Origin of the sequence: Streptomyces himalayensis subsp. himalayensis, assembly GCF_013778455.1 — a bacterium.
Taxonomy (GTDB): domain Bacteria; phylum Actinomycetota; class Actinomycetes; order Streptomycetales; family Streptomycetaceae; genus Streptomyces; species Streptomyces himalayensis.
In genome coordinates this window covers 202,156-222,978 of the sequence record NZ_JACEHE010000003.1, presented here as the reverse complement: position 1 = coordinate 222,978, position 20,823 = coordinate 202,156, and the positions used below count along the sequence as shown (strand labels likewise).

Sequence of the window (20,823 nt, the reverse complement as noted above, 5' to 3'; positions counted from 1 at the left end):
GCTTCGCGCCGCGCTAAGGCCCGGGTCGCACCGGACGCAGTGGTATGGAGGACGGGTCCGCCGACAGCGAGACAGCGGTGGCGAGGCGTACGCCGAGCGAGCGGGTCAGGCGCTCTGCGCGGCCGACCAGCTCCAGCACCAACGGCGCGATCCGCTCCAGCCCGTCGGGACGAAGCGCCGCCGACGCGTTTCCGTCTTCAAGTGCGTCTGACGAGCCAGTGTCGGAGCGGAAGGAGTATCAATGGCAGCTAACCAGCTATGACTGCGCCCTCGGGCGCGGAATGGCTGCAAGAGTCTTCATACCAAGACCATGCACTTGACTGGGGGTCAAGGGGTCGCAGGTTCAAATCCTGTCGTCCCGACTGTGATGTCGGATGTTTTTGCAGGTGAGGGGCTCTCTTTGGAGGGCCCCTAACGTTTGTTTGGGAGCGGATTGGGAGCCCTCTTCTGCTCCCCGTGCTCCCATCGCTTCCAGTCGCCGTCGGCGATGTCAATTCATGTTGACCGCCTATCGCCCGATCCGGTCGAGTTGGCCGTGCTCTCAGAGCGACGGGCCTGCTGCTCCCAACGGCCGCGGCGCGCTTTACAGCCGCACCTGCAGTTCGCGCCCGGGACTTCGAAGGCGCCTGCCATCAGGTGCAGTCTGCCGTCGTCGACGCGCTGACCGGCGGCGTGGCGGTCAGCGCTGCTGCCGTCGTCGCCACAGCAGCAGGCCCCCGTAGGCGACGACGAACGCCGCGAGGGCGCCGGTGACGCCCCACGCGACGTGGTGCCCCGAGGCGGTGGAGGACGCGTACGCGGCATCGAGATCCACGGTCACCGCGGCCGTGTGGTCGGACGTGTCGGGGTCCTCGGGCGGTTCGTCGCCCTTACGCTCCTTGAGCCGGACGGCACCGTCACCGGCGTCCTTGCCGAACCTCAGCGTGAACGGGAGGGTCTCCTCGGAGCCCGGTTCGTGCACGCGCAACGGGCAGGTGTAGACGTTGTCCTGGTGCCGGCACGACGGCTCGAAAACGTCCTCGTCGATCTCCTCCATGGGCTCCTTCAGCACCTCGGCTCCGCGCGGCACCGTGAAGACCAGGTCGTACGCTCCGCCCTGTCCCGGGTCGCCGGGCCCGTCCGTGCGGGCGCCGACCCGCACCTCCTGCTTTTCGCCCGGGGCCGCCCGCACGTGGGCACCGATCGCCGCGTAGTCGGCGGGGTTGTCCGTGCGCACCTCGGTCCACGCCTCCCGCTCGTCGCTCCACTGCCCGCTGCCGCCCGAGCGCACCTGCGTTCGCAGCGGCGGGCCGTCGCCGGGCTTACCGCCGTCGGGCACGCGCACGTCCTCGTACGGGCCGAGGTCCAGCGGCCAGGCGGATTGGCGCAGCGAGCCGTGGTCCAGTGTCCTGGGGGTGCGTATCCGCAGACCGGGGCTGAACACCACCGTCTGTCCGGGGCGCAACCGCAGGTCCGGGAAGGTGCAGTAGGCGTTTCGCGGTGCGTCGTCGCCTTCGGTGTAGCGGCAGTTGGCGAAGCGTTGCGTCAATGTCAGCTCGCTGCCGGCCTCGACCATCAGGGCCACGCCGTCGGCCGTCGTCTCGCCCGTGTTGCGGACGGCGAGGTCCAGGCCGGTCTCGGCGCTGGGCCGTACGCCGGCGATGGTCTTGGGGCGCCGGACCTCCAGGATGGGCCCGCCGACCACCACCGTGGTCGTCGCGGTGGAAACGTGGCCGTCCGGGGCCCGGTAGCGCAGGTGCAGCTCGCCCCGGTCGCCGGCCTTGCTGCCGGGCGCGGCGTAGGGAAGCGCGCCCGCCCAGTCCGCCCAACTGTTGTAGCTCGCGCCGACTTCGCACACCACGGTCACCCCGCCGGTGCTGCTGCAGCCGTTGCCGAACTGCTTCAGCCGCAGCGTCTCCTTCGAGCCGCTGACATCCATCGTGAGGCGTCCCGTTTTCGCGCCCACTCCCTCGCTGCCGCCGCGTCTGTACTGGATGTGGATGCGCTTGTCCCGCTCGGGGCGCTTGCGGCCGCCGGGCGGCTTCACGTGATACGTCCTCGGCGCCACGAGCCCGGAATCGGGGGTGGGTTCCGCGGAGGCCGTCACACTGCCGGGCAGCGGCGCGGCGAGCACGGCGAGCACCAGGGCGACGGTACAGCGGACGACGGCGCGACGCCGGCCGCTCAGGAGAACGGGGCGATCCGTGGGCTGTTCAGGCATGCGTGCCAGTCGAACACAGGCCTCCCGAGCGGCCAAGGGTCTGCAGTCACGACTCGGGAACAGCCGCGCCCGACACGACGAGTTCGGACAGCAGGCCGGGACGCCGGTGGGTGGCTCAGGTCTGCACGCTGCAGCCTGCCGTGAAGGCTCTCCTCGGGCCTCACCTCACCGCAGTCGCCACGGTCTACCGCAAGGGCTTCGAAGACGGCAGTCACTCCTCCGGCGCCGCCGACTCTCCGCAGCCGGTGACGTCGGCAATGCGGGAATCACGGCCGCAGCAAGAGGTGCAGGAGCGTAACGACGCCGACGCCCACCAAGAGAGCCGTGCCGAACGCGTGGTGGAGAAAGGCTACCGGGATTCATTCGCGGTGTTCCGGCCTTCGGGCCGGGGGTGAGGCGAGTCTTGTGGGGGCGACGCGGAGCGTCGCCGTATCGTTCCAGTGGGCTGGATGCGGCTGATCCGTCCCCGGATTGTCAGTGTGCGGTGTTAGCGTCCGGATCACGCGGCTTCGGTACGCCTTCAGGTTGTACCCGAACGCCGTCCAGCAGACCACGTTGGCACGGGCGTTCGGATGCGCCCGTGTCGTGTTCAACGGGCATGGTCGACCTCGTCGTCACCTCACCGCCCTACGGCGCGAGCGCACACGGCCAGGTCCGCTCCTCCCGCGAGACAGGCGAACGCGGCGTGGTCAAGAAGGACTACCACTACAGCCACGACCCCGCCAACCTCGCCCACGTCGGCCTGGAACAGCTCCTTCAGGCCTTCACCGAGATCCTCATCCAGTGCCGCCACATGCTCCGCCCCGGCGGCCACGCCGTGATCACCACACGCCCCTGGCGCGAGCGTGGGGAACTCATCGACCTTCCCCTCTTGCGCCCGCCGCCGGAGCGGCGGACCGACCCAGCGGCTCCGCCCCCGCTTCCAGCTCGTCGACGCCCTTGCGGACGGTGGTCTCGCTGACCTCGGCCGTCTGCGCGACGGCCCGGATCCCGCCGTGTCCCAGGATCCGGGCCTCGGCCCCCATCAGCAGACGACGCTGGCGCTCGTCCAGGTGCGGGAAGAATACCGCGAATTCCACGGCGAGTTGATCACGAGTCTCCTGTGATACGCCCATACCACATCAACGAGCCAGATCCACGGAAGCAACACCTTGATCCTCTGCGAGCCCTTAGACGTTTCACCGCTGGGCGCAAAGCGCCGTAGGGTCCGGCGGCCGCGCTCGATGCGGTCACCACGAGGTCGTAGATACGGCGGTCACGTGGGGCTGCTGTCTCCGATCACGGTGTCCGGCGCAGCTCCGCCGGTGGTCTCGACCGCAGCGGCGGCCCGGGACAGTTCGTTGCCCGAGAGGGCGATGTCCCTGGAGCGGGCGCCGCTGACCCGGAGATACACCTCGGTGCCGTTCGGGGCACGGGAGCCGCTGACGAAGGCAACTCGGGTGTCCCGCAGATCCAGCAGGGGGGTGTCCGGGCCGGGGGCCGTACCGTCCAGCGCGTCCACCGAGAGCTCCTCCACATCGTCCGCGACCAGCAGCGGGCGCGGATCGGGCACCGTGGAGCGGATCTCGGTGCCGGAGATCCGGACCCCGCGGGCATGGCGGACGTAGAGGCCGTAAGCGGGCAGGCGGCCGAACATCCGGGCCTCCGGATACTCCGCGACCTCTTCGGGGATCTCCCGTTCCACCCACTCGCGCCGACCGCCCTCGTCGGTTTCGATGCGGATGCCGGAGAGGGTGACATCCTCGACGTGCTGCTCCGGAAGCCCAGTGATCGAGGACGTGAGGATCGCTCCGGTGGCCTCGATCCCGGAGATGCGCACCCTGCGCAGCCGGCCTGGCACCGGGGTCGGCTGCCCCCACCCCCGGTTGCCGAGCCGCACGAAGATGGGGGTACGGGTGTTGCGCATCCGGATGTCGGAGATGCTGACGCCGTCGACCCAGCCGCCGTCGACCATCTCGATGGCGATGCCCGAGATGACGCGCTCGTTGAGCGGCACATCGCGGTTGTAGATCACCGAGTTGGTGAACGTGATGTCCTCGAAGCCGCCCTGGGTGGCGGTGCCCAGCTTGAAGGCGTTGCAGCAGCAGGACAGCACGCAGTTGGTGACGACGACGTTCCGGGTGACCCGGAGGTCTCCGTAGGGGTTCTCGCTCTTCAGGCAGATGGCGTCGTCGCCGGTGTCGATGTCGCAGTCGGCGATGAACACGTTCTGGCAGGCGGTCGGGTCGATGCCGTCGGTATTGATGCCGTCGACCGGGTTGCGGATCACGATTCCGCGGATCATGACCGTTTCGCAGGCGATCGGGCGCAGCGTCCAGCCCGGGGAGTTGCGCAGGGTGACACCCTCGATGCGCACATTGCGGCACTCGGCGAGCTCGACCATGGGAGAGGGGCGGTCGTTGTTGCCGACCGGCTTCCAGTTGTGGGTGACGACATCGGCCCAGAGCCGGTCCGGCGGAGTGGGCGGGCGCCCGGAAGGCTCCCAGAAGGCCGGCCCCTGCCCGTCGATGGTGCCCGCACCGGTGATGGCGATATCGGTGGCGCCCCGGGCGAAGACCAGATGCCGCTGGCCCGCGTCGCAGTCGGCGGGCGGCCCCTCGTGCGGTGGATAGTCCGCGAGGTCCGTGGAGCCGAGGAGGGTTGCCCCGGCCTCCAGGTGCAGGGTGACCCGGCTCCTGAGCTCGATACCACCGGACAGATAGGTGCCGGGCGGGAGATGAGCGACGCCGCCGCCCGCCGCGTGCGCGGCGTCGATCGCCGCCTGAATCGCATCGGTGTCCTTCGTACGGCCGTCGGCCACCGCCCCGAAGCGGTCCACGGCGAACACTGGTGGCCCTCCGATCCGCAGGGATTCTGGCGCCGCGCTCTGTGCCGTTCCGGCCGTGTGGGCAGTTCCAGGGGTTGCGGTCACCGTGCCACCGCCCGCGCCACCACGGCCCCGAACGGCTCCAGCCGGATCTGCTCGGTGAGGTCCCGGCCGTCCAGCGCATCGGTCAGCCGGACGGCGGCGTCGCCCGGCTCCGCGTGCGTGGTGACCGTGTCGCCGGAGACATTGACCAGCCATACGTACCTCTGCCCCGAGGCGTGCACCAGGCCGTCCACATGGACCCGCGGATCGTCCACGGTGACCAGGGGGCGCACACCCGCCCGCAACGCCAGGGCGCGGTAGAGGCGGTGCACTTGGTCATCGCGGTGCGCGTCCGGCGTCACGGACCCGAAGAACTCCACCGGGTACGTGGCCAGATACACCGCGCCCTTCCCGTGGTCGCGCCGCACCAGCGCCGGGCGGCCCCGGCCGTCGCAGGCGAGCACCACGCAGTCGGCCGAGTCCGCGTCCAGTGGCAGCATGGCCTGTGCGTCAGGCGGCCCGGAGACCGGGAAGCTCAGTTCGTCGCCGGCCTTGAGATCACCCAGCGGCTCGGTGAACTCCCAGGTGACGACCGGGTCGACGGGTTCGTTCAGACCGTACCGAAGAGTATGCGAGGCGCCGATCAGCCGCTCGATGGGAGGCCACCAGGCTCCACGGTGGGAACCGCTCGCACCGGCGAACCAGGACAGATAGACATGGCTCCCCTCGCGCGCCCAGTCCAGCAGCAGATCGAAGGTCGGTGCGGTCAGCAGCTTGTTGGACGGGACGAGCACCAGCGCGGTGCGGTGCGGTGCGTCCAGCTCGCGGGTGAGGCCCGGAGCGAGATCGGCGGCCTTCGCCGCGAGATAGGCATGGTGGCTCACTGCCGCGATCGCGGTCCGCTCCGCGACCGCCACCCGAGGGTGCTCCTCCAGATGGGACGGGATCAGGATCGAGGTGTCGGTGTCGGCCCGCGTGCAGTTCTCGAAGTCGATCTCGTCCAGGATGCGCCGGAAGGCGCCGATCTCGGTCAGGGCAGGCTTCGGCGTACCGTCGGAGCGGGTGATCCCGAACCCCAGCTCAAAGGGGCGGTGCCGATACGGATCGACCGACTCCAGGGCGAAGTCGGTGTTGTTCCAGGCGAGCCAGCCGGTGGCCCCGGCCAGCAGCGTGTGGTGCAGCACCTGTCGGTAGAAATGGGCGGCGTTCCGCTCCGAGCACAGCGCGGCGGAGACCCCGAACTCCTCCATCACCACCGGCTTGCCGAAGTGGCTCATCTCGCACGCCCAGGCCGCCGCGGTGTGCACCCGCACCTGGTCATCGCCCATGGGATAGGCGTGCGGGCCGACGAAGTCGACCAGGTCCTGCTGGCGCCGCAGCCGGAAACCGTTGTCCTTGCCAGTGGTCTCCATGGTCCAGGCGCCGTCGCCCAGCGACACCGGAAGCCGGGAGCCGCCTGCACGTACGGCATGGGTACAGATCAGGCCCCAGGCCCGGACCTCGTCGGGGGTAGCCGGTCCGGCGAAGATCGGAAACTCGTTGCTGATCAGCCAGCCGGCGACCGCCGGCTCCGCGCCGATCCGGTGGACGATCTCCCGGATGAAGAACGCCTGTTGGCCCAGCATGAAGCCGTCCGTGTAGAGATTGCGGCCCTCCCGCCACGGCACATCCCAGTCCTCGCCCGACATGTGCCCGACCAGGAATGTGGGAATGGTGGGCAGGCCTACCTCCGCGCTGGTGCGCAGAAAGCGCCGGTACCGCTCGACGAAACCCTCGTCGATCCGATCGGGCTCCGGGTGGAAGTCCGGCCAGAACAGAAACGACCGGGTGACGTTTGCTCCGTGCTCCCGCAGGGTCTGCAGTTCCTCTCGGACGACCGCATCGTCGTAGTCCCGCCACATGAACAGACTGCCGTGTCGTGACCAGTAGTTCGCTCCGAGCCAGGGGCCGGAATCGAGCTGGGGAGCCGGCCGGGACAGAGCCGTGCTTCTGTCGGCTCCCGAGGTGGGGAGGGAACTGGGGTCGGTCATCTGCTCTCCGTTTCGTTCACTGGATATCCGGCCGGGTCCCCGCGGCGGGGAATCCGCCACGGGACCCGGCCGGATCGACGAGGGCGGGGTCAGGCCGGCGGGGCCTGGAGATGGACCGCTTCGATGCCGCGGTTCACCTGCCGCATGATGTCGGTCATGTCGTGGTACGGCTGGTCCTGCTGATTGGTCAGCCCGACGTTGAACGTCTCGGTGGCGCCCGGTTTGCGGGTCACCGCCTGGTCGTAGTAGACGAACCAGGCGAAGCCGACGAAGGCCCGGCTCTTGGCCTGCGCCTCGACGAAGGCCCGGTACTTCTCCCCTCGATCGGCCTGACTGGTCGCCGTCACCGAGGGGTTGTGGGACGTCAGCCCGCGGTCCGGGTACATGAAGGCGAATTCGAGATTGAGGATCGGCTTGCCGTAGCCCTCGTATTGCTGCAGGTACTGGACGCTGGTCGAGTACCAGTCGAAGGAGATCGCGTCGAGGTAGTCGCGCCCGCCGACATTCCACTCCGGGCTGGTGCGCCAGGTGGGCACCAGCGAGGTACCGAGGAACAGGTGGTGCGGATCCTGCTTCTGTATCGCATTCCGCACCGCCCTGAAGTACGTCTTCGAGGCCAGCGTGATGAACGCCTTGATGTCCTTGTCGGGCACCCGGGCGATGCTGATCCGCGTGTCCGCCAGCGCGGGGAATGAATCGGCGTCGGTGCCGAGCAGTTCATTGACCCGGTCCAGGTCGTCGTCGTAGGCCTCGGCCAGATAGCGCACGAAGGCGTTCTTGGCCGGAAGGGCGGAGTCCCGCTGGACCACCCCGGCCACCACGTCGCGGTTCCAGCCGCGCTCGTTCTCGAAGAAGTACCCGATGAGCCACGGGTCGGTGCGGTAGGGGCGCAGATCGAAGGTGCGGTCCAGCTTGGCCGAGAAGTCGGGGTCGAACGGGTCGATGCCCCACAGCACCCGGATCACATCGGTGGGTGTCGGCGCCTGGGCGATATAGGGCATGACGACTTCGGTGTCGCGGTGCCACTTGCCCTGGGCGTTGAAACCCCAGTCGATCATGCGCTTGCGGGAGATGTCCCGCCACTTGGGCAGGTAGTCATCCCCGTACTTCCGCATGAGGTTGGCCTTGAGGAAGCTCACGATGTAGCCCTTGTCGCCCTCCGAGTAGCAGGACGCGAACCGCTCCGGGTCCGGCAGTTCCGCGAAGAGGTCGCGGGGCGTGCCGTCCGGGTTCTTGTGCCAGGTGCCGTAGCCCCACTCGTCGGCGGAGAAGGCGTCCACGGCCTTGAGGAAGAACAGATGGCCGTCCGGGGTGACGAACCACCAGCGGCCGTCGACCTGCTGCAGCCGGAAGTAGCCGGTGGCGTCGTACTTTCCGAGCTTCCTCAGGCCGCCGTACTTGTCGTATGTGACCAGGTCCGGAGCGATATCGGCCAGTCGGGTTGCCTCCTCGGCGTACTCCCGCCTCAGCTGCTCGTCGGAGGTGACCTTGTCGGACCAGTCCTGGTGGAGGTACTGCCCGTAGCGGTCCACCATCCAGCTGTCGCTCCCCGCCTGTACCTGTGCCTGGGCGACCCCGCTGAGCCGGGGGAGGGCGAGCGCTCCGGCGAGGGCGGCGGCGGGGACACCACCGATCAGGCTGCGTCTGGAAATCATCGGTCGAACTCCTTTGTCCGGGCTGCGCTCAGGGGAGGGCCGGGGCTCTGGTGGATCAGCTCCAGGCGCCGGTGGGTGTCCCGCATGACGTCGGTCATCGCGGAGTAGGGCTGGTCCTGCTGGTTGACCAGGCCGAAGTTGTAGTTCTCGCCGTCGCTCGCGCGTCCGGTGACGGCCTGGTCGTAGTAGATGAACCAGCCGGAGCCCACGAAGACGGGGCTGCGGGCCTGCTCCTCGGCGAACGCCTTGTGCATGTTGCCGCGTTCGGCGATGCTCTCGGCGCGGGTCGCGGCATTGATGGCACGCAGGCCCCGGTCATGGGTGCTGAAGGAGTACTCCAGGTTCAGCACCGGTTTGTCGTACGGCTCGTAGTCCTTCAGGTAGCTCGCGCTGTTGCTGTAGACGTCAAGGGAGATCGCGTCCAGGTAGTCGCGGCCGCCCACGTTCCACTCCAGGCTGGAGTGCCAGGTGGGCACCAGAGCCGAGCCGAGGAACAGATGGTTGGTGTCCTGCTTGCGGATGGCTGCCTGGATGGCCGAGTAGTACGCCTTCGAGGCCTCGGTGACGAATGCGGTGCGGTCACTCACGGGCACCTTGGAGAATATGATCTTGGTGTTCTCCAGGTCCTGCCATGTGGCGGCGCTGGTCCCCAGGATCGTGTTGACCTGGTTCAGGTCTCCGTCGTAGGCATCATTCAGGTAAGCGACGAAGGCCCGCTTGGCCGGTTGGGTGCTGGTGCGCTGCAGCATGTCGGTCATGACGGCGTCGTCCCAGCCGCGTTCGTTGTCGAAGAAGTAGCCGATCAGCCACGGGCTGCCCGCGTTTGCGGCGATGTTGAGGGCCTGGATGTGCCGGTCGAGTTTCGCACCGAACTGCGGGTCGAACGGGTCGATGCCGTACTGGATGCGCATCACATCGGACGGCGCCGTGATCTGGCCGATCCAGGGCATGGTGAGCCCGCCGTCACGGCTCCACTTGGACTGCGCGTTGAAGCCCCAGTCGATCAGTCGCTTCTTGGTGATGTCGCGCCACGGGGTCTCCCAGTCGGCGGTGCCGTATTTGCGCATGAGGTTCGCCTTGACGAAGCTCACCATGTTGCCGCTGTAGGCGGGGCCGTAGGTGCCGGAGTCGGGTAGTCCGTCGAACACGTCGCGGAGGCTGCCGTCGGCGTTCTTGTAGAGCGTGCCGTAGCCCCAGTCGTCCGCGGATGTGGCGTCGACTCCCTTGAGGAAGAACTTGTGTCCCTCGGGGGTGATGAACCACCACTTGCCGTCGACCTTCGCCAGCCGGAAGTAGCCGGTGCCGGTGTGCTTGCCGAGTGCCTTGAACCCTCCGTACTGGTCGTATGTCGTCAGGTCCTGCTTGACATTGGCCAGTTTCGTGGCCTCGTTCGCGGCGTCCTGCTGCAACTGCGCGTCGGAGGTCACCTTGCCGGCCCAGTCCTTGTAGAGGTACTGGCCGTAGCTGTCGACCATCCGCGTGTAGCGGGACAGCTCCTCCTGCATCTGACTCACCGTCAGTGGCGGCGCGGGATTCTGGCCGATGGAGCTGGAGCCGATGGCGAAGTCGACCTCGGAGAGCGGAACGTGCAGATACTGGTTGGTGCGGGTCATCTTGACGCGGACGAACCGGGCCTGCTTGTCCCCTATCGGGATGTCGAGCCGGTAGTCCAGCTCGCTGCGGTCCCGGGTGGCGCTGCCGGCGATGCGGTACGTCTCACTGGCTTCCGGCCGGTAGGTGACTTCGATCTCGTCGAAGGTCCAGAATTCGTTCTCCGCCTTGCTCTGGATCATGATGTTGCCGATCGGATGGTCACGTAGCAGGTCGAAGACGAGGGTCACGGACTTGGGCGCGGTTGCGTTGCCCCGCCATCCGACCACGTCGGTGTGGTCACCGTTGAACAACTTGCTGTTCTGGAAGGGGACCAGGCCGCCGGCGGAGTCCGGGGTGCCGTCCGTGGGGGTGACGCCGGCGTAGTAGTTGCCGGTCTCGATCGAGTCGGCGCGGGTCAGCTCCTGCTGCATCTGGCTCTCGGTCAGCGCCGGCGCCGGGGTGGGATCCACGGTGCCGGTGCCGATCGTGAAGTTGATCTCGGAGAGCGGGATGTGCAGGTACTGGTTGGTGCGCGTCAACTTGATGCGGACGAACCGGGCCTGCTTGTCGCCCATCGGCACGTCAAGCCGGTAGTCCAGCAGCCCGCGGGCCCGCGTGGCGCTTTTGGCGGTGTTGTAGGTGGGGCTGGCTTCTGGCCGGTACTGAACTTTGATCTCGTCGAAGGTCCAGAATTCGTTCTGCGACTTGCTCACGATCGAGATGTTGCTCAGGGGGCCGTCGCGAAGCATGTCGAAGACGAGTGTCACGGTCTTGGGCGCAGTTGCGGAGCCTCGCCATCCGACGGTGTCTGTCTGGTTGCCGTTGAACAGGAGGCTGTCCTGGAAGCGGACCAGGGCCCCATGGGAGTCCGGATTGCCGTCCGTGGGCTTCGTGCTGGCGTAGTAGTTTCCGCTCGTGACGGATGCGCTGTGGGCGTGCGGGGCGTTGATCAGTTGGGTGGGAAGAAGCACTAGGAGCACCGCCAGGGCCATGTGTAACAGCCGGTGTCTCCATGCCGTCATGGGATCACCCCTTCAGACCGGTGAAATTTATCCCGCGGACGATATGGCGCTGGAACACCAGGAAGAGCAGCAGCGGCGGGATGATCGTGATGAGCATTCCGGCGATGACCTGGTTCTGTTCCGCGCTGTCAGCCAGCCGCGGCAGTGCGACCGACAGCGGCTGTGCATCGGTGTCGGAGATGACGATCATGGGCCAGAGGAATTCCTTCCATGCGCTCATGACCGCCAGCAGGGACACCACTGCGACGATCGGGCCGGACATCGGCAAGACGATCTGCCAGAACAGCCGCCATGGCCCCGCCCCGTCGACCTGCGCCGCCTCATGGAGCTCACGGGGCAGACCGTCGAAGAACTGCTTCATGATCAGCACGTTGAAGGCGTGCGCTCCGGCCGGCAGCCACACCGACCAGGGGGTGTTGGCGATCGATCCGCCGGTGAGCGGCAGATCGAGGACCACCAGATAGAGCGCCACCAGTGAGGTGGTGCCGGGAATGAACAGCGTGGCGAGCACGGCGTAGTAGACGATGCGGCCTGAGCGGGGACGCAGCACCGACAGGGCGTACGCCCCCAGTGTCGCCACCAGCAGCTGGCAGAACCAGGAACCGCCGACCAGCACGACCGTGTTGAACAGGAAGCGGCCGAGCCTGAGTTCCTCCCATGCGGAGGCGAGATTGGACCACTGGATTACGGACGGCCACAGCCGCAGTGGGTCCTGGAGCAGTTCCTGGGTGGGTGACAGCGCACCCTTGGCGGTCCACAGGATCGGCCCGAGGCCGGCGATCGCGATCGCGGTCAGGATGACGGGGTGGGAGATCCCGAGGAACCAGCGGACGGATGTGCGGCGCCGGTCGGCCGGCGAGATCACGCCACGGGAACGGTCGTCGTCGCTCATGATGTGCTCCACTTGCGGGTCACGCGCAGATAGACGGCGGACAGTACGGACAGCACCAGGGCCAGCAGCACGCTCAGCGCGGCAGCGGTCCCGTAGTCACCGTTGAGGAACGCATACCGGTAGATCAGCAGCAGGATGGTGACGGTCGAGTCCTCGGGTCCGCCGTCCGTGAGGATGAAGGGCTCGGTGAAGATCTGGAAGGTGCCGATGATCTGGAGCAGCAGCATGATCAGGATGACGCCGCGCATCTGAGGCAGCGTCACATGCCAGATCCGCCGCCAGATGGAGGCGCCGTCCAGCTCAGCGGCCTCGTACAGATCCGCCGGCACGCTCGACAGCGCTGCCAGATAGATCAGTGTGGTGCTGCCCGCATGGGCCCAGGTTGCTGCCAGCACCAGACTGGGCATCGCGGTTGCGGTCGACTGCAGCCAGGGGTACGGGCCCAGGCCGACATAGCCGAGGACCTGGTTGAAGAGCCCGAAGTCCGGGTCGTAGAACCAGCGCCAGAGCATCAGTGCGACCACCGGGGGGACGACCACGGGCAGATAGATCAGCACTCGGAACACCCCGCCGAACCTCCGCAGCTCCGACACCAGCAGCGCCAGCAGGATGGGCACCGGGAACCCGAAGAGCATCGCCAGAACGACGAACCAGGCGGTGTTGCGCAGGGTCGCCCACAGCAGCGGGTCGTTGAACAGGTAGCGGAAGTTCTCAAGACCGACCCATTCCGGATCGCTGACCAGGTTGGTCTCCTGCGTGCTGAGGATGACGCTCTGGCCGATCGGCCACCATGCGAAGTAGCCGAACATCACCAGCAGCGGAAGCAGGAACAGCAGCGATGCGAGCCCCGAGCCGCGGCGTGCCCGCCGGGTCCGGCGGGCACGCCGCGGGTGGCGGCGGGCCTGCCGGGGTTCCGGATCCTTTGTCGGCGAGGGCGCGGTGGTGGTGTCACCGGACGGGTGGGCGGTGATCATCGCTGAGCTCGCTCCAGCGCGGGGACGACCTTCTTCTCCGCCTTGTCCAGTTCGGCCTGGGGGTCGGCACTCTTTCGGGTGAGGACGGCAGCCACGGCGCTGTCCAGGGCGGCGTAAAGGTCCTGGGCGGCCACCGAAGGCTCGGTCACGAACTCCTGCTCCTGCACGCCCTGGAGGTAGGGCTCGAAGTTCCGGAGGGGGACGGTGGCGTGCTTGTTGGTGGCCTCCCGGACGGCCCCGTCGACGGCGGGCTGGTAGAACGGAACGTACGGTGTGCCCACCGGCACGCCGTCAACGGCCTTTGTCTTCGCCCGCGCCTCGGCTTCCTTGGGGTCGTACTTGTACCTGAGGTAGTAGTAGTCGATCCACTTCACCGCGGCCTTGCGCTCCGCGTCGCTCGCCTTCGGATTGATCACGGCCATCTTTCCGCCCAGCAGTGTCGCGGAATGGGTCGCGCTGGGCAGTGCTGTGACACCGAATATCTTCGGGTCGCCGTTGTACTTGGTGATGTGCTCGTCGAACACACTCGGCGTCGCCATCGTCATGCCGATACGGCCGGCCGAGAACGACTTGTAGATTTCGGCGGCGTCGCGCAGATGCTGGGTGCCGATCGAATTGTCCTTCCAGCGCACATCCTTGAGCCATTGCAGGGCCTCGCGCATCGGTGCGTCGTTGAAGGCCGCGACCTGTTTTCCTCCCTCCTCCTTCTCGGCGCGGCCGCCGTAGGTGTACGTCATTGCGGTCAGCGTCCAGCCGCCGGTGTTGTTCGTCGCGGGGTGCGCGTAGCCCGGCAGTCCGGTCTTCTCCGAGATCTTCTTGGCGGCCTCGCGGACCTCGGCCCAGGTCTTCGGCGGGTTGTCCGGATCGAGCCCCGCTTTGTCGAACAGCTCCCGGTTGTAGATCAGGGAGAGGGCGAACTCACTGGTCGGCAGGCCGTACATGCGACCGTCCGCGTCCGTGCCCGGTGCCAGGGCACGCCTGTCGAACTGGTCGGCGTTGGGCAGCGCCTTCACGTCATCGGTGATGTCCGCGATCTGGCCGCGCTTGATGAGCCCCTGGGGTTCGGTGAGCGGCACGATGAACGCCGTCTCGAGCTGGCCGCCGGCCAGCCGGGCGGTGAAGGTCTTGGGGTCCCACACTGCTTCGCTCGGCTTGATGTCGATGTCCGGGTTGGCGCGTTCGAAAGCGGCCACCCGGTCGGTGAACTCCTTGCGCGATGCCTCCTGGGTGGTCGGCGGCATGTCCGTCACGGTGATCGTGACCTTGCCGCCGGCGGCATCACCGGAATCCGAGCTGGAGCAAGCCCCTGCCGTGGCCACGAGTATTCCCGCGGTACAGCAGGCGGCAACTCTCGACAATGGTGTCCTCATCTTGTTGGCTCCTTGTCCTCGGCGCGGGGATTTTCGGCAGGCAGTGCCTGCGGCGCACATGCGCAAAACGGCTGTGACGAAGGCGTAAATGGGGGGGCAGTGGCCTCTTGAACGAGACTCATCTGCCCGTCGGCTCCGGGGGGCGGCTGACAGGGCGTTACCAGTGATGTGGCTCCAACATGCCCCGGAGGTAAACCGGTTGAATTTGGAGAGTAATGAGTGGGTCACTGGGGGTCAATACGTTGGAGCCGTGGTTCTCGAAGCCGCTGATGACAGAGTTCTACGGCAGCATATGTGCGCTTTTGGGTGATTCGCCGTCGTCTTGACGGGGCTCGGCGGCGATTGCGTTGGGAAACCGGTATACCTACTCGGTTCCGTTCACCTGGTTTGGAGCTAACCTGGGCGTGTGACTGAAGAGCAACGGAGCTCACATCGCCGGCCGACGATCTCCGATGTGGCCATCCGTGCCGGGGTGTCCAAAGGCGCCGTGTCCCGGACGTTCAACGGAGGGAAGGGCATCAGCCCCGGCACCATGGCGAGGATCCGGGCCGCTGCCGCCGAGCTCAACTGGACGCCGAGCACCGCCGCCCGCGCCGTCAGCGGCGGCCCCGCGCACGCCGTGGGGCTGGTGCTGCGCCGGCCCGCGGAACTCCTCGAACTAGACCCGTTCTTCCCGGCGTTCCTGGCCGGAGTGGAGAGCGCGCTCACCTCGGTGGGGTACGCGGCGGTACTGCGGTTCGTCGGCGACTCCCACACCGAGCGCGAGGGTTACGAGCAGCTGGTCGGAGAGCGCCGGGTCGACGGATTCCTGCTGACCGACCTGCGCCACCGCGACCCCCGCTTCGAGTTGCTCAGCCGGCTGGGTGCCCGGGCCGTGGTGGCCGGATCACCGGGCCGCACCTGTCCGTTCCCCTGGGTCAGCACCGGCAGCGCCGGCCAGGTCCGCGAGCTGATCCGCCATCTCATCGCCCAAGGCCACCGCACCATCGCCCATGTCGCGGGCACTCCGAGCCTGCGCCACGCCCGGCGGCGCCGCCAGCTCTGGCAGGACACCGTGGTCGAAGCGGGACTTGAGCCCGGCCCCGTGGTAACGGGCGACTTCACCACCGACGGTGGCGCACGGGCGACTCGCGAACTTCTCGACCAGTCCCCACGCCCCACGGCGATCTTCTACGCCAACGACCTCATGGCCATCGCCGGATTGTCCGTACTCGCCGAGCACGGAGTGAAGGTCCCCGACGATATGGCCGTGGCCGGGTTCGACGACATCAGTCTGGCCAGTTACGTCACCCCGGCCCTGACCACAGTCCGCTGCGACTATCGCCGGATGGGGCAGATCGCCACCCACACGCTGCTGGCGCAGCTGCGGAACGAGGATGTGGCGCCCCAGTTCACCATCGGTGGCGAGCTGCGGCTGCGCCGCTCCACCGGCGCCTGACGGCGCCCCTGACGCCGGGACGCACCTGTGCCGCGTCGTATGCCCGGTAGCGGTGCCGTCGGCCGCAGCCCTCGCTGTCACCGGTCCCGCTCCCGGCGGTAGCAGGGAGTGGGCGGGCCGGGAACCTCCACCTCGACCCTGAACACCGCGCCCTCGTACGGCTGGGCCGGGTCGCGCCCGACCGACGCGGAGGTGATATGGAGGACCCGGCCGTCCCTGCCGCCGAGACAGACACTGGTGGGCTGAGGGGCGGGCAGGCCGATGACCCGGTCCAGCGCACCGTCCGGCCGATAGCGGTGCACGGCACCGGCACCCCAGATGGCGATCCAGACGCCCCCTTCACAGTCCACGGTCATGCCATCCGGCTTGCCCTCCCCGGCAGCCAGCGTGACGAACGCCTCCGGGCGGCCGAGGGCACCCGAGGAGGCGTCCACGGGGTAGCGGTGGACGGTGGAGCGGGCGCTGTCCGCCAGGTACATCAAACTGCCGTCGCCGTTGAAAGCCGGGCCGTTGGGGACCGTGATGCCGTCCAGGACGCGGGTGACGCCGCCGCCGGGGTCGACCCGGTAGAGGCAACCGGCACCCGGAGTGACGTCGTACGCCATGCTGCCCGCCCAGAAGCGCCCGGACGGGTCGGCGACACCATCGTTCATCCGGCTCTCCGCCGGGTTGTCGTCTTCGGGCCGGGCGAGCCAGTCAATGCCCCCATCGGGGGACAGCAGACAGATTCCGGTGCCCGCGGCAGCAATCCAGCTGCCCGGGGCGTCGGCGACTGGGGCTACGGCGCCGAGATGGAAGGGCAGTTCGGCGATCGTACGCAGAGCGGCGGGTGACTCCCCGAGCGCATCGGCCGCGGCGCCGGCTCGGTCACCGGCGGGCGCTTCGAGGAGGCGTCCGGTGAGGATGTCGACGAGGACGAGACGGCCGTCGACCCAGCGGGCGCCCTCACCGAGCACAAGCCGGTCCGACCATGGCGAGACGGGGCGGGCATCGCCGGTCATCGCGGCCGCTCCGCGAGGCTCTTGAAATGGTCGCGGGCGCGCTCGCGCAGCCGGGCCGGATCGTCTCCGTCGGCAGGGCCGCCGGCCAGGGGCGAGCCGACACCCACAGCGGTTGCTCCGTAGGCCGGACCATGGCAGGCCGCCTCTGCGTCAACCCAGGCCTGTACCTGGTGGCGGCTGCCTGCCGTGGCCGCCAGGATGCGTAGGCGATCACTGTCGTAGAGCAGAACGTTCTGTTGCACGCAGTCGGCTGAGGGGCGATCACGCGGATCAGTAGCCTGCTCGACCGGTGTACCGAAGTCGTCGGGATCGCAACCGGCCTCGGTCGACCAGGTCCGGGATCGTGCAGCGGTGAGGGACACGATGGTCCTTTCCAGTAGGGACAGTTTCTGTCAGGTTCGTGAATTCAAGATCATCAATCGATCAGCAGACACTCTTCAGGGATCCCCTGTGGTCCCTCCCGCCGCCGCTCCATGGGCGTCGGCTTGATGGCCGGCGTGCGGTTGAGCTGCGGCCCGTCGAGTCGGATCTCTGGGCGATGTATCATCCACTATCTGGATGGACCTTCTAGATCGGGATTCGTATGGGAGCGCGCACGAACGTGAGCACCACCATGAACACGGCGGGCGCGGGCACGCAGAGTGTCGAGCGGGCGCTCTCCTTGCTGTCGTATTTCACCGATGAGCAGCCCGAGCGCCGGATCGCCGAGCTCGTCGAGCTCACCGGCCTCGGCCAGTCCACCATCTCCCGTCTGGTCGGTGCCCTCGAATCGCTGGGCTACCTCGCACGCGACGAGCGCAGCGGGCTGCACCGGCTCGGCCCGCGCGTCGTCACACTCGCGGGTATCGCGCTCAACCAGTCCCCGGTGCACCGGGCCGCCCGGCAGATCGCCCAGAACCTGGCCCATGAGACGGGTCTCGGCGCGAACGTCGCCGAACGGCATGGCAGCAGGATGTTCTACCTCTGCCACTTCGAGGGCCCACAGGCCCCCCGCTCCTTCACTCTCACCGGACGGTACGCCCCGCTGCACGCGACGGCGATGGGCAAGGCGCTGATCGCCGGTCTCTCGGAGGAGGAGATCCGCGGCGTGATGAGCCTGGACTTCCCGGCCTACACACCCCAGACCATCACCACCATCGGCGCGCTGCTGACCGAGCTCGACGAAGTGCGCTCGCGCGGCTATGCCACCGAGGTCGAGGAGCTGGCCTTCGGCCGGGCCTGCCTGGCCGTGCCGGTACGGGACCGCTCCGGTGAGATCGTCGCCGCGCTGTCGGTGTCCGGCTCGCTGTCCGCGCTCGACCTCGGTGGCAGGCAGACGGAGCTGGCCCGTCAGGTGATCGAGTACGCGGACCAGGTGTCGACAGGGCTCGGCTACCTCGCGCATGCCGTCTGAGCGGCCCGCGGAACCGCCAGCGACGTGGCCGTGTGAGCGGTGCAGTCGGCGATGAGCGCGCGGCCCCCGGTCGCGGCGAGGGACCGGTCTCAGTCCTCTATCAGCGCGGTGACCTCCTCGCCGGCGGCCCGCATCGCCTGCTTCGCCGATGACTGGCCGATCAGCACGGACTGCACTTGTTTCGCGATGGCCTCATCGATCTGCGCAGCCTTGGCGTAGCGCCAGAACGGGTTGCCCGTCGCCGTCTTCGTGATGCGCTCCGTCCAGTCGGTGATGAAGGTGTCCGCGGTGACCTTTGGATCGGTGAGCCCGGCCGTGGTGGCCGGCGGCAGCCCGAGATCCTCGAAGTACTCCACAACGGTGGCCTTGTCGGCGGTGGCGTGCAGGGCGAAGTCCGCGGCGGTGTCCGAGCCCTCTCCCCGCGCGACGACGAGCAGATGCCCCCACAGCAGGGCCTGCGGGGTGTCTCCGGAGTGGAGCACCGGCCGCACCACCGGCTGCATCGCGTCAGGCAGCCCGGCATCCTTGGCCTGGGCGGCGATGACCGCCTTCGCAACCAGCGCGTCGTCGTAGAAGCCGGCCTTGCCCTGGGCGAAGAGGGCACGGGCGTCGAAACGGTCGACGTCGGCGGCGATCAGCTTCGCGTCGTAGAGCTTCTTGTACCAGGTGACGGCATCGACCGAGGCGTCGTCACCGATGGCGACCTTGCCACCGGAGACGCCCTCGCCCCCTTCGAGGAGCGGGCAGCCGAAGGTCTGCATCCACGGCAGGATGTCCTTGAGCTGGGCGACCTTGGTTGCCGCCGCGTACGGTATGACTCCGCCACCGAGGTCCTTGACAGCACGCAGTGCATCCTCGAACTCCTGGGTGGTGACCGGGTCCTTCGTGATGCCGGCCTGATCCAGGAGCCGACCGTTGGCGATCAGTCCGATGGAGCCGGTGGTCCACGGCAGGCCGTACTGTGTGCCGTCGTACTGGCCGCTGGTCAGGGCCACTTCGGTGTAGCCGCCCGTCTTCGCCTGGGCTTCGAGGTCCACCAGCCTGCCCATCGCGGCAAGGGTGCCGAGCCAGGCGATGTCCAGTTGGATGACGCCGGTGGTCTCGCCACCGCGCAGCTTCAGAATGAGCTGGCTCAGATATTCGTTGTAGGGGTAGGAAGGTGTCCTGATCTTCGACTTCTCCTGCTTCTCCCAGGCCTCCACGATCTTCTGCACGACGGTCTTCGAGGGCTCCTCGTTGAGCGACCAGGAGGTGAACGTGAAGTCCTTGGCCGCGGCGTCGCCACCGGTCGTGCCGCTGCCGCTGGAGGGTGCGCAGGCAGTCAGTCCGCCGGCGACGGCGGTGGCACCGAGGGCACCCAGGGCGCCGATGCCCAGCATTCTGAGGGCGTCGCGCCGGGTACGGGTTGGTCCGATGCTGTTCATTGCGGATCTCCTACGGAGTGGATCAGCGGGAAAGCGGATCAGCGGGAGACGGGTCAGCGGGAGACGGGTCAGCTCTTGACCGCGCCGGCGGTGAGACCGCCGACCAGATAGCGCTGGAGGAACATGAAGGCGACGACGACCGGCAGGGAGACCACCAGGGAGGCTGCCATCAACTGCGGCCAAGCCGTCTGGAACTCGCCTATGTAGGTGTTCACCAGACCGGGCGGCAGTGTCTGCTTCTCCTTGTCGGCGAGGGTCAGGGCGAAGATGAAGTCGTTCCAGCCGCGGACGAAGGCGAAGAGAGCAGCGGCGACCATGCCGGGTGCGGCGAGCGGTGCGACGATCGTGTGCAGGGTGCGCCAGCGCGAGGCCCCGTCGATCGCCGCGGCTTCGAGCAGGGCGTCCGGGATGGTGTCGAAGATGCCCTTCAGCATCCATACGCACAGCGGCATGGTGAACGTGGTGAAGGACAGCACCAGCGCGGTGTAGGTGTTCAGCAGCCCGAAGCTGCTGAACACGGTGTAGAGGGTGATCAGCAGAACTGCCTGCGGGAACATCTGCGATGCCAGAACGAGGTTCATCAGCGAACGACGCCCTCGATAGCGGAACTTGGAGAACGAATATGCCATGTAGGTGGCGACAACGACGCTCAGCACCGCGGTGATCAAGGCGACGAGCAGGGAGTTGACCAGATAGCGGAAGAGCTGGTTGTTCTGGGCGAGGGCGGAGAAGTGCGCGAGGGTGAGCTCGGTGGGGAGCAGCCGCGGCGGGAACCGGAAGACGTCCTCGGCCGGGGTGAAGGCGGTGATGAGGAGCCAGTAAACGGGCGCCATGCCGAAGAAGCCGAGCACAGCGATCGCGGTCCAGGCGGCGACACGGGAGCGCAGAACGTCGGGCCTCATTCGGCTCCGGCCCCGGCTGCCGCGTCGGCGGCGGAGCCGGACGCGGAGCGCGGTGCGGGGTCGCCGAGCGTCGTCCTCAGC

General features: G+C 67.8%; 15 protein-coding genes, 1 tRNA gene and 2 pseudogenes. 5 read left to right on the top strand and 13 right to left on the bottom strand.

What is annotated here, in order from left to right; translation table 11 throughout:
• The first annotated feature begins 271 nt into the window (after positions 1–271).
• Positions 272–362: transfer RNA gene (locus tag H1D24_RS07415), tRNA-Pro, on the top strand.
• A 317-nt stretch (positions 363–679) separates the two neighbouring features.
• On the opposite strand, the gene H1D24_RS07410 is transcribed toward H1D24_RS07415, so the two are convergent.
• Positions 680–2,200, bottom strand: a complete 1,521-nt coding sequence (locus H1D24_RS07410) for a hypothetical protein (protein WP_181656576.1) — start codon at positions 2,198–2,200, stop codon at positions 680–682.
• Positions 2,201–2,310: 110 nt separating this feature from the next.
• On the opposite strand from H1D24_RS07410, the gene H1D24_RS07405 reads away from it, so the two are divergent.
• Both H1D24_RS07405 and H1D24_RS43990 read left to right on the top strand, forming a co-directional pair.
• The gene (locus tag H1D24_RS07405) at positions 2,311–2,595 is read left to right on the top strand and encodes a hypothetical protein (RefSeq protein ID WP_181656575.1); all 285 of its coding nucleotides are present in this window, start codon (positions 2,311–2,313) and stop codon (positions 2,593–2,595) included.
• Positions 2,596–2,677: 82 nt separating this feature from the next.
• A pseudogene (locus H1D24_RS43990) lies at positions 2,678–2,755 on the top strand (hypothetical protein); the annotation flags it as partial.
• A gap of 312 nt (positions 2,756–3,067) precedes the next feature.
• Here the strand turns inward: H1D24_RS43990 and H1D24_RS42185 are convergent.
• The 8 genes and pseudogenes from H1D24_RS42185 to H1D24_RS07355 all read right to left on the bottom strand — a co-directional run.
• Positions 3,068–3,315: pseudogene (locus tag H1D24_RS42185) on the bottom strand (ISAzo13 family transposase); the annotation flags it as partial.
• Between the two features lie 140 nt (positions 3,316–3,455).
• Complete coding sequence (locus tag H1D24_RS07385; RefSeq protein ID WP_181656574.1) at positions 3,456–5,027, bottom strand: glycoside hydrolase family 28 protein; 1,572 nt, start codon at positions 5,025–5,027, stop codon at positions 3,456–3,458.
• Between the two features lie 80 nt (positions 5,028–5,107).
• A complete protein-coding gene (locus tag H1D24_RS07380; protein WP_181656573.1) occupies positions 5,108–7,078 on the bottom strand; it encodes a glycoside hydrolase 5 family protein in 1,971 nt (656 codons plus the stop codon).
• An 89-nt stretch (positions 7,079–7,167) separates the two neighbouring features.
• Positions 7,168–8,733, bottom strand: coding sequence for a hypothetical protein (locus H1D24_RS07375; protein WP_181656572.1), 1,566 nt, complete (start codon positions 8,731–8,733; stop codon positions 7,168–7,170).
• Positions 8,730–11,348 (bottom strand): hypothetical protein, encoded by a 2,619-nt coding sequence (locus H1D24_RS07370; RefSeq protein ID WP_181656571.1) that lies wholly within the window; start codon positions 11,346–11,348, stop codon positions 8,730–8,732. The genes H1D24_RS07375 and H1D24_RS07370 overlap by 4 nt, the downstream gene beginning before the upstream one ends.
• A gap of 4 nt (positions 11,349–11,352) precedes the next feature.
• Entirely contained in the window at positions 11,353–12,240 is an 888-nt protein-coding gene (locus H1D24_RS07365; RefSeq protein WP_181656570.1) for a carbohydrate ABC transporter permease, read from the bottom strand.
• On the bottom strand, positions 12,237–13,214 hold the full coding sequence (locus H1D24_RS07360) for a carbohydrate ABC transporter permease (protein WP_181656569.1): 978 nt from the start codon (positions 13,212–13,214) through the stop codon (positions 12,237–12,239). Before H1D24_RS07360 ends, H1D24_RS07365 begins: the two co-directional genes overlap by 4 nt.
• Entirely contained in the window at positions 13,211–14,533 is a 1,323-nt protein-coding gene (locus H1D24_RS07355; protein ID WP_220136480.1) for an ABC transporter substrate-binding protein, read from the bottom strand. Before H1D24_RS07355 ends, H1D24_RS07360 begins: the two co-directional genes overlap by 4 nt.
• Positions 14,534–15,038: 505 nt before the next feature.
• Here H1D24_RS07355 and H1D24_RS07350 point away from each other — a divergent pair.
• Positions 15,039–16,022: a LacI family DNA-binding transcriptional regulator gene (locus tag H1D24_RS07350; protein WP_309484237.1), complete on the top strand. Its 984-nt coding sequence runs from the start codon at positions 15,039–15,041 to the stop codon at positions 16,020–16,022.
• 77 nt (positions 16,023–16,099) lie between these two features.
• Here the strand turns inward: H1D24_RS07350 and H1D24_RS07345 are convergent, their stop codons facing one another.
• A complete protein-coding gene (locus tag H1D24_RS07345) occupies positions 16,100–17,023 on the bottom strand; it encodes an SMP-30/gluconolactonase/LRE family protein (RefSeq protein ID WP_181656566.1) in 924 nt (307 codons plus the stop codon).
• Positions 17,020–17,385: a hypothetical protein gene (locus H1D24_RS42180; protein WP_258563902.1), complete on the bottom strand. Its 366-nt coding sequence runs from the start codon at positions 17,383–17,385 to the stop codon at positions 17,020–17,022. The genes H1D24_RS07345 and H1D24_RS42180 overlap by 4 nt, the downstream gene beginning before the upstream one ends.
• A gap of 239 nt (positions 17,386–17,624) precedes the next feature.
• Here H1D24_RS42180 and H1D24_RS07335 point away from each other — a divergent pair, with 239 nt between their 5' ends.
• On the top strand, positions 17,625–18,416 hold the full coding sequence (locus tag H1D24_RS07335; protein ID WP_181656565.1) for an IclR family transcriptional regulator: 792 nt from the start codon (positions 17,625–17,627) through the stop codon (positions 18,414–18,416).
• Positions 18,417–18,505: 89 nt separating this feature from the next.
• Here H1D24_RS07335 and H1D24_RS07330 read toward each other — a convergent pair whose 3' ends face one another.
• Complete coding sequence (locus tag H1D24_RS07330) at positions 18,506–19,840, bottom strand: sugar ABC transporter substrate-binding protein (RefSeq protein WP_181656564.1); 1,335 nt, start codon at positions 19,838–19,840, stop codon at positions 18,506–18,508.
• A gap of 68 nt (positions 19,841–19,908) precedes the next feature.
• Positions 19,909–20,742, bottom strand: coding sequence for a carbohydrate ABC transporter permease (locus H1D24_RS07325; protein WP_258563901.1), 834 nt, complete (start codon positions 20,740–20,742; stop codon positions 19,909–19,911).
• Between the last annotated feature and the right edge of the window lie 81 nt (positions 20,743–20,823).